This is a genomic window from Acidovorax sp. sic0104, assembly GCF_019219095.1.
Taxonomy (GTDB): Bacteria; Pseudomonadota; Gammaproteobacteria; order Burkholderiales; family Burkholderiaceae_C; genus Acidovorax.
In genome coordinates this window covers 20,516-33,577 of sequence record NZ_JAHUWH010000004.1, presented here as the reverse complement: position 1 = coordinate 33,577, position 13,062 = coordinate 20,516, and the positions used below count along the sequence as shown (strand labels likewise).

General features: G+C 68.4%; 11 protein-coding genes. 2 read left to right on the top strand and 9 right to left on the bottom strand.

The genetic code is table 11. The features are described 5' to 3' along the window. Window positions 1-174: 174 nt before the first annotated feature. The 8 genes from KW835_RS08355 to KW835_RS08320 all read right to left on the bottom strand — a co-directional run bounded on the left by KW835_RS08355 (window position 175) and on the right by KW835_RS08320 (window position 9,469). Window positions 175-639: a DUF3592 domain-containing protein gene (locus KW835_RS08355; protein ID WP_218381905.1), complete on the bottom strand. Its 465-nt coding sequence runs from the start codon at window positions 637-639 to the stop codon at window positions 175-177. Between the two features lie 48 nt (window positions 640-687). Then, on the bottom strand, window positions 688-1,608 hold the full coding sequence (locus KW835_RS08350; RefSeq protein WP_218381904.1) for a glyoxylate/hydroxypyruvate reductase A: 921 nt from the start codon (window positions 1,606-1,608) through the stop codon (window positions 688-690). A 405-nt stretch (window positions 1,609-2,013) separates the two neighbouring features. Beyond that, a complete protein-coding gene (locus KW835_RS08345) occupies window positions 2,014-4,053 on the bottom strand; it encodes an acetyl/propionyl/methylcrotonyl-CoA carboxylase subunit alpha (RefSeq protein WP_218381903.1) in 2,040 nt (679 codons plus the stop codon). Continuing rightward, entirely contained in the window at window positions 4,054-4,773 is a 720-nt protein-coding gene (locus KW835_RS08340) for a DUF4126 domain-containing protein (protein ID WP_218381902.1), read from the bottom strand. 20 nt (window positions 4,774-4,793) lie between these two features. Beyond that, the gene (locus tag KW835_RS08335) at window positions 4,794-5,579 is read right to left on the bottom strand and encodes an enoyl-CoA hydratase/isomerase family protein (RefSeq protein ID WP_218381901.1); all 786 of its coding nucleotides are present in this window, start codon (window positions 5,577-5,579) and stop codon (window positions 4,794-4,796) included. Then, window positions 5,576-6,085, bottom strand: coding sequence for a DinB family protein (locus KW835_RS08330; RefSeq protein WP_218381900.1), 510 nt, complete (start codon window positions 6,083-6,085; stop codon window positions 5,576-5,578). Before KW835_RS08330 ends, KW835_RS08335 begins: the two co-directional genes overlap by 4 nt. A gap of 17 nt (window positions 6,086-6,102) precedes the next feature. Continuing rightward, the gene (locus KW835_RS08325; RefSeq protein ID WP_218381899.1) at window positions 6,103-7,710 is read right to left on the bottom strand and encodes a carboxyl transferase domain-containing protein; all 1,608 of its coding nucleotides are present in this window, start codon (window positions 7,708-7,710) and stop codon (window positions 6,103-6,105) included. Between the two features lie 22 nt (window positions 7,711-7,732). Further along, complete coding sequence (locus KW835_RS08320) at window positions 7,733-9,469, bottom strand: AMP-binding protein (RefSeq protein WP_218381898.1); 1,737 nt, start codon at window positions 9,467-9,469, stop codon at window positions 7,733-7,735. 164 nt (window positions 9,470-9,633) lie between these two features. Here KW835_RS08320 and KW835_RS08315 point away from each other — a divergent pair, with 164 nt between their 5' ends. Together KW835_RS08315 and KW835_RS08310 are read left to right on the top strand one after the other, a co-directional pair. Further along, window positions 9,634-10,716, top strand: a complete 1,083-nt coding sequence (locus tag KW835_RS08315) for an AraC family transcriptional regulator (RefSeq protein ID WP_339385522.1) — start codon at window positions 9,634-9,636, stop codon at window positions 10,714-10,716. A gap of 139 nt (window positions 10,717-10,855) precedes the next feature. After that, on the top strand, window positions 10,856-11,536 hold the full coding sequence (locus KW835_RS08310) for a glutathione S-transferase family protein (protein ID WP_218381897.1): 681 nt from the start codon (window positions 10,856-10,858) through the stop codon (window positions 11,534-11,536). Window positions 11,537-11,608: 72 nt separating this feature from the next. On the opposite strand, the gene KW835_RS08305 is transcribed toward KW835_RS08310, so the two are convergent. Further along, a complete protein-coding gene (locus KW835_RS08305; protein ID WP_218381896.1) occupies window positions 11,609-13,042 on the bottom strand; it encodes a patatin-like phospholipase family protein in 1,434 nt (477 codons plus the stop codon). Window positions 13,043-13,062: the final 20 nt, after the last annotated feature.

The window sequence follows — 13,062 nt, the reverse complement described above, 5'->3', positions numbered from 1 at the left end:
AAAAGATGGCAACGTGTGTGGCCCGCAGTGGCCAGCCAACGGTGCGCAGAGGCTGAAATACGACGCCTCCCATTGTCCGGACTTCAGGCGTTCGTCACCACCTCATATCCTGCCAGACCATTCTCCGCTCGTGCCATTGCAGGCCGTGGCGCCGACGTTGCGGCGCATGCCATCTCAGCGCTGCGCGGCGGCGCGCGGCCTCAGGCGCCACAGCAGCGCCCCGGCCAGCATGCACAGGCCGCTGAACACCAGCAGCACCCAGCCGACCACCCTGCGGATCCAGAACGAGCTGCCGATCTCGGCCTGCGCGGGGTCGGCCGCCGGGTAGCGCACGGCGACGGACTCGCCCACCTCGTGGGCGGCCTGCCCCTGGCGCACCAGCGCATCCGTCACCCTGAGGCTGCGGCCGTCGTGCGCGGTGAACTCGACCACGCTGCGCTGGCCGCTGCCGCGCTTGAGCTGCGCGGTCTCGTGCGCCACCACCCGGCCCTGGGCCGTGCGCATGTCGCCACCGCCCATCCCGAACACCATCCAGGCGGCACCCAGGCCCGTGAGCAGGCTCATTGCCAGCAGAAAGCCGCCGAGCAGCCCCAGGAAGCGGCGCACGGGGGAAGAGGGTGTGGAAGACGAAGTGGTCATGGTCTACGGCAAGGGATACAACATGCTGCGTGCAGGTGCCGCACGGTCTCAGTAGCCGCGCGACGGGTCCACCGTGCCCGCCACCGCCTCGCCGCGCTCCATCGCAGCCATCTTGCGCGTGATCTGCGCAATGCTCTCTTCCCGCATGGTGCGTGCCGAGGTGTGGGGCGTTGCAGTGATCTTCGGATGGAGCCAGAACGGATGCCCCACTGGCAAAGGCTCGGTGCGAAACACATCCAGCGTGGCGCCAGCGATATGCCCGCTGTCGATGAGGGCCAGCAGATCTTCTTCCACCAGGTGCGCACCCCGCGCCACGTTGACCACATAGCCCCCGGGCTGCAGGCGCGACAGCGTGTCGCGGTTGATGATGTCCTGCGTGTCGGGCGTGAGCGGCAGCAGGTTGACCAGCACGCGGCTGGCCGCCAGGAAATCGTGAAAGCTCTCCGCGCCGCTGAAGCCGCGCACGCCGTCCACCGCCTTGGGAGAGCGGCTCCAACCGTTGACCGGAAAGTCGAAATGCGCCACCGCCCGTGCCACACGCTCACCCAGCACGCCCAGGCCCATCACGCCCACCGGGAACTCCGAGCGTACCCGCGGCCGGCGAAAACCCCAGCGGCCGGCGCGCATGTCGCCTTCGTAAGCGTCCAGCTCGCGAAAATGGCGCACCACCGCATGGCACACGTATTCGGCCATCTGCACGGCCATGCCGCCGTCGTCGATGCGCACGACCTGGCAGCCGGCGGGAATGCGCAGCTTGAGCAGGGCATCCACCCCAGCGCCGATGTTGAACAGGGCGCGCAGGCCGGGCTGCTCGTCCAGGAACTGCTGGGGCGGGGCCCAGACCACGGCGTAGTCGGCCTGCGATGCCCCCGGCTGCCACACGCTGACGTGGGCATGGGGCAAGGCAGCGGCAAGCCCCTGCAGCCAGGGCTCGATCTTGGTGTCGGTACAGCAAAGGGTGATGTTCATGCGGTCAAGGGTAACTGCACTGGCGCTGGCTGGGTGTCACGTAGGGCCTGCACGGCCTGACGCAGGGCGCACCCGCTGTGCGACCCGACCATCCGTCGCCCTGAGCTTGTCGAATGGCCATCACATCCGACCCCAAACGCCCTGGCTTCGACAAGCTCAGCCCGAACGGGGGGGAGAGGCCGCAGACGCGCAGGAGGCGGGCTGTGGCGAGCAGGGGACGGGCTCCAGCGAGCGGGGAACGACGTCCCGTCTTGTTGCCTTGCGTTCAACCATTCGAGCATTCAATCCCGTTCAAAACCGTTCGGGCTGAGCTTGTCGACGCCTTGCGCGGCGCTTCGACAAGCTCGGCGTGAACGGCGTTTCCACTCGGCGAGGTCAACGGGTGTCACGCCCAAGGCCCAAGACTCAGGCCGCGGCAGCCAGCGTGAGCTTGAGCAGCTCCGCCCCCTCGGTCACCTGGTCGCCGGGCGCATACAGCAGCTCCTGCACCACGCCGTCGGCGGGCGCAGCAATCGTGTGCTCCATCTTCATGGCCTCCATGACCGCCAGCGGCTGGCCCTTGGTGACGGCATCGCCCGCCTTCACGGCGAACGACACGACCTTGCCGGGCATGGGGGCCGTGAGCCGGCCACCCTCGGCGGCCGATTCGCCCGAATGCGCGAGCAGGTCGATGGCAGTGATCTGGGTGGCACCGGATGGGGTGAACACATGGTCCACCTCGCCCTGCGCGTACACGGAGGCACGGGTGCGCTGGCCGGCAAACTGCAACTCGATGGCGCCGCCCTGCGCGGCAAAGGTCAGTGGCCCGGACACAGCCGCGTCGCCACCCTCCTTCGCGCTTTCCACCGTCAGGTGCAGCGTGCCGCCTCGCTCATACGTGAGCCAGGCCTTGGCATGCTCGCCGCCAAACTCAAACTCGAAGCGGCGGCGCGTGAGCGCGTGCGAATGGAAGCCGTCGCGGCGGCTGAAGGGGTCCACGCCTTGGCTGGCGCGTTCATGCAGCACCGTCTGCGCCACGGCGGCCGCAGCAGCCAGCGGCAGGCCCACCGGCTCCTGGTGGAACAGCACCGCCTGCTCGCGCGGGATCAGCGCGGTGTCGAGCTTTGCGCTGGCAAACGCACCGGTGCGCGCCACGCGGCGCAGGAACTGCACGTTGGTCGCCAGGCCCACGATGTGCGTCTGCGCCAGGGCCTCGTCCAGCCGCGCCAGCGCCTGCTCGCGCGTGTCGCCGTGCACGATGAGCTTGGCCACCATGGAGTCGTAGAACGGGCTGATCGCATCGCCCTGGCGCACGCCGGAGTCCACGCGCACCGCGCCCCTCTCGAACGTCACGCAGTCGGGCAGCGCATACACGTTGAGCGCGCCCGTGGCGGGCAGGAAGTTGTTGTCGGGGTTCTCGGCGCAGATGCGGGCTTCGATCGCATGGCCGGTGATGCGCAGCCCTTCCTGTTTCAACGGCAGCGGCTCGCCAAAGGCCACGCGCAGCTGCCACTCCACCAGGTCCAGGCCGGTGATGGCCTCGGTCACCGGGTGCTCCACCTGCAGGCGGGTGTTCATCTCCATGAAGTAGAACTTCATCTGGTCGGGCCGCTCGTAGCCGCCCGGCTGCTCCACGATGAACTCCACCGTGCCCGCGCCCACGTAGTTCACGGCCTTGGCGGCGGCCACGGCGGCCTCGCCCATCTGCGCGCGCAGTTCCGGCGTCATGCCGGGAGCGGGAGCCTCTTCCAGCACCTTCTGGTGGCGGCGCTGCACGGAGCAGTCGCGCTCGAACAGGTAGACACAGTTGCCGTGCGTGTCGCCAAACACCTGGATCTCGATGTGGCGCGGGCGCTGCACGTATTTTTCGACCAGCACCGCGTCGTCGCCAAAGCTGTTGATGGCCTCGCGCTTGCACGATTCAAGCGCGGCGGCGAAGTCCCCGCTGTTGTCCACCGCGCGCATGCCCTTGCCGCCACCACCCGCGCTGGCCTTGATGAGCACGGGGTAGCCGATGCGGTCGGCCTCGCGCTGCAGCAGGGCCGGGTCCTGGTCGCTGCCGTGGTAGCCGGGCACCAGCGGCACGCCGGCCTTTTCCATGAGCTGCTTGGACTCGGCCTTCAGGCCCATGTCCTTGATGGCCGATGCGGGCGGGCCGATGAACACCAGTCCGGCCGCCGCACAGGCCAGGGCGAAATCTTCGTTCTCCGACAGGAAGCCGTAGCCCGGGTGGATGGCCTGGGCACCCGTGGCCTGGGCGGCCTCGATGATGCGCTCCCAGCGCAGGTAGCTGTCCTTGGGCGCGCTGCCGCCGATGTGCACTGCCTCGTCGCACACGGCCACATGCTTGGCCTGGGCGTCGGCATCGGAATACACGGCGACGGTCTTCACGCCCAGGCGCTTGGCTGTGGCGGCGACGCGGCAAGCGATCTCGCCGCGGTTTGCAATCAAAATCTTTTTGAACATTTAAGCCACCTTGGCAGAACCAGAAAAGAAAGAAGACAAGCGCCGAACCACGGCGCGCAGAAACTTGAACAGCACCACCAGCAGCAGCACCGACACGGCCACCATCAGCACCAGCGCGATGCCGAAGGCCACCGGGTGCTGCGTTGCGAGCCACACCACCACCACCACCAGGCCGTCTTCGAAGAAAGACAAACCCCAGTTCGAAAACGGCTCGGGCGAGGTGTTGGCCGCTGCGCGCGTGGTCATCTTGGTGGCCATGGACGTGGCGGCCAGCGACCCGCCCAGCAAGCCCGCCACCACGCCCATGGTGGCGTTGTCGGCACCGAAGACGCCCGCGGCCAGCAGGGCGCCGCCGGGCACGCGGATGACGGTGTGCACGGCATCCCAGGCGCTGTCGATCCACGGGACCTTGTCGGCGAAGAATTCGACCAGCATCAGGCCGCCAGCCACCAGCAGTACCAGCGGGTTCTGCAGCACCTGCAAGCCCTGGGGCAGCACCAGCCAGCCCAGAGCACCCATCCCACCGACGATGAACACCACGGCATACAGCCGAAAGCCGCTGGCCCAGCCCAGCGCAGCGGCCAGCGCCAGCAGGCTGGGCATGTCGAGCCGCGCGGTGGCCGTGGCCGCCGCGTCTCCCACGGCGCGCGCCGTGCCGCCATCCACGTGGAGCCCCAGCGTGTGGAGCCACTGCACGATGTTGAGCCAAAGTTGGTCCATGGTGGCGTGCCTTCAGCCCATCAACCCAGAAGCCAGGAAGGCTTGCGCTTGTTCAGAAAGGACTGCACGCCTTCCTTGCCCTCGTCGCTGGCGCGGATATCTGCAATGCCTTGCACCGTGGAGGCGATCAAACCGGCGTTGATCTCACGCTCGGCCACATCCAGCACCAGCTTCTTGCAGGCGCGCACGGCGTTGGGGCTGGCGCTGGTCAGGGCCTTGAGCAGTTCATCGACCTTGGCATCGAGCTGGTCCGCAGCCACCACCTCGTGCACGAAGCCGATGCGCAGCGCCTCGGCCGCGCCGAAGCGTTCGGCCGTGAGGAAGTAGCGGTGCGCCGCGCGGGGACCCATGGCGCGGATCACGTAGGGGCTGATGGTGGCGGGGATGAGGCCCAGCTTCACTTCGCTCAGGCAAAAGCCCGCCGTGTCCACTGCCACTGCCATGTCGCAAGCCGCCACCAGGCCCATGCCGCCCGCGTACACGTCGCCCTGCACGCGGGCGATGGTGGGTTTCGGGCATTCGTAGATCACGCGCAGCATTTGGGCCAGCTTGCCCGCGTCGGCGATGTTCTCGGCGCGCGTGTAGTCGGCCATGCGGCGCATCCAGTTGAGGTTGGCGCCCGCGCAGAACGCGGGGCCCTCTGCGGCCAGCACCACGGCGCGCACGTCGGCGCGCGCGCCCACTTCGGTGAAGGCCGCCGTCAGCTCGGCGATGACCTCGTCGCTGAAGGCGTTGCGGATCTCGGGCTGCGTGAGCGTGATGCGCGCCACGGCGTCGATGTAGGTGATGGACAGGTTCTGGCTCATGGCGTGGGCGGGTTTTGCAGGAAGTAGACAAGGTCCAGCTCGGGGCTGGGCTGGCCCAGGGCGGTCAATGCGGCGGTGATCTGGCCCCGGTGGTGCGTGCCGTGGTTGAACACATGCGCCAGCGTGGCGGCAAACGGCAACGATGACTGCGTGCCCCGCATGGTGGTGTAGTCGAGCGTGCCGTTCCAGCGGTCTGCCGGCAACGAGGCGATCAACGGTGCCCAGCGGGCAGCGCCCGCGCGCAAGCGGGCATCGAGCCGCGCGCGGTCGCTCTCCAGCTCGGCGTCCAGCGCCACCTTGGGCGATGTGCCTTCTGCAAACCGCACGAACCACAGATGGTGCTCGCCCACCAGCAGGTGGTTGAGCGTGCCGTGGATGCTTTGGAAGAACAGGCCCGCATCGTGCCGGTAGACCTCTTCAGGCAGCGCCCGCACGGCGTCGAGCAGGCGCGCCGTGGCCCACACGTTGTAGCGTGCAAGCTGTGTGAAGTGGGCGACGGCGTCCATGGCGGCTCCCGGCACGGTCACATGCGGAACAGGCCGAACTTCGTGTCCTCGATGGGCGCATTGCGCGTGGCGGCCAGGCCCAGCGCCAGCACGCGGCGCGTGTCGGCGGGGTCGATCACGCCGTCGTCCCACAGGCGCGCGGTGGCGTAGTAGGGGTGGCCCTGGTCTTCATACTGGCGGCGGATGGGGGCCTTGAAGGCTTCTTCTTCCTCGGCGCTCCACTGGCCGCCCTTGCCCTCGATGCCGTCGCGCTTGACGGTGGCCAGCACGCCAGCCGCCTGCTCGCCGCCCATGACGCTGATGCGCGCGTTGGGCCACATCCACAAAAAGCGCGGGCTGTACGCGCGGCCGCACATGCCGTAGTTGCCGGCACCAAAGCTGCCGCCGATGATGATGGTGAACTTCGGAACACTCGCGGTGGCCACGGCCGTGACCATCTTGGCGCCGTTGCGCGCAATGCCCTCGTTCTCGTACTTGCGCCCGACCATGAAGCCGGTGATGTTCTGCAGGAACACCAGCGGGATCTTGCGCTGGCAGCACAGCTCGATGAAGTGCGCGCCTTTCAGGGCCGATTCGCTGAACAGGATGCCGTTGTTGGCGATGATGCCCACGGCCATGCCTTCGATGCGCGCGAAGCCCGTGACGAGCGTCGTGCCGTAGCGCGCCTTGAATTCGTCGAACTCCGACCCGTCGACGATGCGCGCGATGATCTCGCGCACGTCGAAGGGCTTGCGCGTGTCCACGGGGATCACGCCGTAAAGCTCTTCCGCTCCAAATTTAGGAGCTACCGGCGCTTGATCAGCAAGGGCTGGAGCCTTGTTTTTATTCAAATTGCGCACTGCATTGCGGGCCAGCTGCAGTGCGTGCAGGTCGTTCTGCGCCAGGTGGTCGGCCACGCCCGACAGGCGGGTGTGCACGTCGCCGCCGCCCAGGTCTTCGGCGCTCACCACTTCGCCGGTGGCGGCTTTGACCAGCGGCGGGCCGCCCAGGAAGATGGTGCCCTGGTTCTTGACGATGATGGACTCGTCGCTCATCGCGGGAACATAGGCGCCGCCGGCCGTGCAGCTGCCCATGACCACGGCGATCTGCGAGATGCCCTGGGCGCTCATGTTGGCCTGGTTGAAGAAGATGCGGCCGAAGTGGTCGCGGTCGGGGAAGACCTCGTCCTGGTTGGGCAGGTTGGCGCCGCCGGAGTCCACAAGGTAGATGCAGGGCAGGTGGTTCTGCTGCGCCACTTCCTGCGCGCGCAGGTGCTTCTTGACGGTGAGCGGGTAGTAGGTGCCGCCCTTCACCGTGGCGTCGTTGCACACGATCATGCAGTCCACGCCGCTCACGCGGCCGATGCCCGCGATAAGCCCCGCGCTGGGTGCGTCGTTGTTGTACATGTTCAGCGCGGCCAGCGGGGCCAGTTCAAGAAACGGCGTGCCCGGGTCCAGCAGCATCTGCACGCGCTCGCGCGGCAGCAGCTTGCCACGCGCGGTGTGCTTGGCGCGGGCGGCCTCGCCGCCGCCCTGGGCCACCTTGTCGAGCTGGGCGCGCAGGTCATCGACCAGCGTGCGCATGGCGGCGGCATTGGCCAGGAAGTCCGCCGAGCGGGCGTTGAGTTGGGTGTCGAGAATGGTCATGCTGTAGTGCTTCCTGGGTGTTTCACGCGGTCCTGGCTTCGACCAGACCGAGCTGGTCCTTCATCTCGTCGCGGATCTTGAACTTCTGGATCTTGCCCGTCACCGTCATCGGGAAGCTGGTGACGAAGCGGATGTAGCGCGGCACCTTGTAGTGCGCGATCTGGCCCTTGCAGAAGGCACGGATGTCGTCTTCCGTCGGCTTGGTGCCCGGCTTGGCGATGATCCAGGCGCACAGCTCCTCGCCGTACTTGGCATCGGGCACGCCCACCACCTGCACGTCCTGCACCTGCGGGTGGCGGTACAAAAATTCCTCGATCTCGCGCGGGTAGATGTTCTCGCCGCCGCGGATCACCATGTCCTTGATGCGGCCGACGATGTTCACGTAGCCCTCGTCGTCCATGGTGGCCAGGTCGCCGGTGTGCATCCAGCCTTCGGCGTCGATGGCCTCGCGGGTCTTGGCGTCGTCGCCCCAGTAGCCGTGCATCACCGAGTAGCCCCGGGTGCAGAACTCGCCGCGCTGGCCAATGGGCACCACGGCGCCGCTGTCGGGGTCCACGATCTTGACCTCCAGGTGCGGCTGCACCTGGCCCACGGTGGAAACGCGCTTGGGCAAAGGCGTATCGGTACTGCTCTGGCAACTGACCGGGCTGGTCTCGGTCATGCCGTAGGCGATGGTGATCTCCGACAGGTGCATCTGCTCCACCACGCGCTTCATCACTTCGGTGGGGCACGGCGAGCCGGCCATGATCCCGGTGCGCAGGGTGGACAGGTCGAACTCGGCGAACCGCGGGTGGTCCAGCTCGGCGATGAACATCGTCGGCACGCCGTGCAGGCCGGTGCATTGTTCATCCTGCACCGTCTGCAGCACGGTGAGCGGGTCGAACCCGTCGCTCGGGTAGACGATGGTGGCGCCGTGCGTGAAGCAGGCCAGGTTGCCCAGCACCATGCCAAAGCAGTGGTACAGCGGCACGGGGATGCACAGGCGGTCTTCGGGCGTGAGCTTCATGCATTCGCCGATGAAGAAACCGTTGTTCAGGATGTTGCGGTGCGTGAGCGTGGCACCCTTCGGGAAGCCCGTGGTGCCGCTCGTGAACTGGATGTTGATGGGGTCTGTGGCCTTGAGCGTGGCCGCGATCTGCGCCAGTCGCGGATCCTGCGCATGGCCGCGCGCCAGCAGGTCGGAAAACCGCAGCAGCCCGGGCTCATCGGCGCCCTGCCCCGCCCCGTCGTCAATCCACACCACGGTGTTCAGGTGGGGCAGCTTCACCGCGCCCAACTGGCCGGGCTGCTGGTGCTGCCACTCGGGCGCGAGCTCGCGCAGCATGCCCAGGTAGTCGCTGGTCTTGAAGCGCGCCATGCTCACCAGCAGCCGGCAGCCCACCTTGTTGAGCGCGTATTCGACCTCGGACGTGCGGTACGCCGGGTTGATGTTGACCAGCACCAGGCCGACCTGCGCGGTGGCCAGTTGCATCAGCACCCATTCGGCATTGTTGTGCGACCAGATGCCCACACGGTCGCCGGGCACCAGGCCCTGGCCCAGCAGCGCGCTGGCCAGGCGCTGCGCCTCGGCATGCAACTGGGCATAGGTGTACCGGCGGCCCTGGTGCACGCTGACCAGCGCCTCGCGGCCGGGCTGGCGGGCCGCCATGTCGGCAAAGAACGTGCCGATGGTCTGCTCGATCAGCGGGACGCTGGTGGCGCCACGGGCGTGGCTCCCGGTGAGAGGCGCTGGCGCTGCAGCGGTGGTGGGGCTCGTCATCCTTGTGTCTCCTTGCGGGGCCTGCGCGGTCCATGTGGCGACAAGCGGCGGCAGGCGGTGGCGCCCGTGGACCGGGCTGCGATGCGTAAGCATAGAAGCGCCAACCCGCCCCGGGTTGCCACAATGGTTGCAAATCGTGCCACGCCTGGGGCACACTGGCCCGCGTGAAATCCCTTGCATCGCCCCCTGAGCCGGTCTGGCAGGTTCTGCAGCCCGCTTCTGCACCCGCCGTCACGCCGATCGCGTTCGTGCGGGCCATCGTACTGGCTTACGAGCAGCGCGGCCTGCGCGCCGACCGGGCCCTGGCGCAGGCACAGATTGCGCCGCATCTGCTGGACGACGACCAGTCGCGCATCACGGCCTGGCAGATGGAGCGCATCTCGGATGCCGCCATGCAGGAGCTGGACGACGAGGCCCTGGGCTGGTTCAGCCGGCGCCTGCCCTGGGGCAGCTACGGCATGCTGGCACGCGCATCGATCAGCTCGCCGCACCTGGGCGTGGCGCTGGCGCGCTGGTGCCGGCACCACGGCCTGCTGGCGGACGACATCGCCCTGCACCTGACCACCGAGGGGGACACCGCCACGCTGCGCATCACCGAGGCGCGCGACCTGGGGGCGCTGCGCGAGTTCTGCCTGGTGTCGGTGCTGCGCAATGCGCATGGGCTGGCCTGCTGGCTGGTGGACTCGCGCATCCCACTGGTCGCGGCCGACTTCGCGTTCGCCGCACCGCCGCATGCCGATGCGTATGCGGTGCTGTTCCGCGGCCCGGTGGCTTTTGGCGCGGCGCAGACGGCCCTGCGTTTCGATGCGCGCTACCTCAGCCTGCCGCTGCGGCGCGACGAAGAGGCGCTGCGCCAGATGCTGCAGCACGCCCTGCCGCTCACGGTGCTGCAGTACCGGCGCGACCGCCTGCTGGTGCAGCGGGTGCGACAACTGCTGGGCGCCACGGTGGCCGGGCACGCCACGCCCGCGCTGGCGCAGCACAGTGCGGAGTCGCTGGCCGCGCTGCTGCACGTGTCGCCACGCACCCTGCACCGCCAGCTCAAGGAAGAAGGCGCCACGCTGCAGGGCCTGAAGGACGAGGTGCGCCAAAGCCGCGCCGTGGACCTGCTGCACCGCACCGACCGCCCCATCAAGCAGGTGGCCGAAGCGGCAGGCTTCGTCAACGAGAAGAGCTTCATCCGCGCGTTCCGCGGCTGGACGGGACATTCGCCCGCGGAGTTTCGCCGACAGTCCCGTGACGCGTGACCACGGCTGGGCCAGAAAGCAAGTCGGCGTGATCTGCACCCTGCATGGCACCTGTCCGACAGCCCTGCCGACAGTGGGCCACTAAACTGCAGCCACCTGTTTGCCTGAGGGTCCGCCGCCCTGGCTGGCCCGCCCCGCCATGATCCATCTCTACCACTGCGTCAGCGCCCGGTCATTTCGCCCCCTGTGGATGCTCGAAGAACTGCGCCTGCCGTACACGCTGCACATGATGCCGTTTCCACCGCGCGCCAAGGCTCGCTGGTTTCTGGAAGAGAACCCGCTGGGCACCGTGCCGTTGCTGGTGCAGGGCGAGGGGCCGCGACAGGTGCGCATGACCGAGTCGGCCGCCATCTGCCAGTACCTGGCCGCTGCCCACCCCGATGCGGGGCTGGAGGTGCGCCCGCCCGATCCGGCCTTCGGCGCCTACCTGAACTGGCTGCACCTGGGCGAAGCCACGCTCACCTTTCCCCAGACGCTGGTGCTGCGCTATGGCCGCTTCGAGCCCGGCGAGCGCAGGCAGCCGCAGGTGGTGGAGGACTACAGCCGCTGGTTTCTGGCCCGCCTGCGCGCGGTGGAGGCCGCCGTCGCCCGCCAGGACTATTTGTGCGCGGGCCGCTTCACAGCGGCCGATGTGTCGGTGGGCTATGCGCTGCTGCTGGCCGAGCACCTGGACCTGGCGCCGCAGTTCGGCGAGGCCACGCAGGCCTATTGGCAGCGGCTGCAGGAGCGCCCGGGCTACCTGCGGGCTCACGCCGCACAGGTCGAAGCGGCGGACGACCAGGACGTGCCCACCACCCCGGCGCCCGACACGCGGCCTTGATGTAGCGCCGGCAAGGTCCGCCCGCACTGTGAGGCGGGCGGCACCGCATCCACGCAGACTGCTCCACGCCCGCTACTGGGGCAGTCTGGGCGGCTGGGGCGAAGGGGACGTTGGCGGCGCGCTGCGCAGCAGCGACTGAACCAGCGCGCGAAACTCCGGCGAGTGCCGCAGCACGCTGCCGCCGGCCTCGATCAGGTCCGTGACCTCTTCGTGCGCGATGGAAAACGCCGTGGGCACCTGCAGCAGGCGGCGGCGCGCCACGTCGTCCGGCGCGTCGCGCAGGTTCACCGGGATGACATGGATCTCGGCGTCATGCGCGAACGCATCGCTGCCGCCCTGGGTGCCCTCGGCCAGCGACTGGCGCCACTGCCCGGTGATGTCGCGCAGAAACTCCTGCGTCTCGCGGGTGGCACGGGCGCCCGTGCCGAAGAGCAGCGAGTCCACCACCTGCGCCATGTTGGGCACACGGTCGCTCATGTCGATGTTGACAGAGGGGTCGCGCTCGGCGTTCACGGTGATGAGTACCAGCTTGCGGATGGTGCCGGGCGGGATGCCCACCTCGCTGAAGGTCTGGCGCAGGCCACCACCGGCCAGAGCCCGGTCCAGCAGGCGCTGCACGCCCAGGTTGTCGGCCAGGCCGCCATCCACCAGGTGGATATAGGGCTTGCGCTGCGCATCGGTGTAGCTCAGCTCGTGCGCGCGGTACAGCCGGGCGCGGTAGTCACCCGCTGCGGCCTGCGCCCCCACGGCAGACGGGGCGCGGTGCGCGGGGCACTGGTCGGCGTAGTTCTTGAGCGTCATGGGGCTGAGCAGCAGCGGCACGGCCGATGAGGACGCGACCGCGAACGACAGCGGCACCTTGCGCAGGTCCGAGCAGATCAGCGCGAACTGCTCCCAGGTGAACTCGAACCCCGTGCCCAGCGACATGTCGGTGGCGGTGATGAACAGCTGCGGGTGGCGCGGGCGCCGCTCCACGTCGCCGAACGTGAGCCCTCCGTACAGCTCGTCAAGCCGCCGCGCGAGCAGGTGCGTGCGCCCCAACCAGGGCGAGGTCAGGTCCACCAGGTTGCCCGGGCGCAGTGCCTGGCTGATCAGGCTGTTCTGGAAGTTCTGGCGCAGGAAATCGTGCTCGAAGCGCGCAAGGCCGTCGATGCCATGCGCCGCAAAGTACGCCGCAACGATGCTGCCGCCCGAGACACCGCTCACCACATCGGTGGCATCAAGCAGGGTGGTGTCCCTGCCGTTCCATTGAAAGCGTGTCTGCTGCATCTCCGTCAGCACGCCAAAACCGAAGGCTGCCGCGCGGGCGCCACCGCCCGAGAGCGTGACGGCGACGAGGATGCTCGGGTCGCGCTCGGACTTGCGCACCGGGATGTTCTGGTCTTCGAGCGGCAGCGGCTCGTTGATCCAGGGGCGCACCGACGAGCAGCCAAGGAGAAAACCTAGCGCCGCCAGCACGGTGCAGCGCCACAACCATCGGACAAGGTTGCTGCTGTAGATCGGCATGGCCTGGGCCGCGCTGGCGA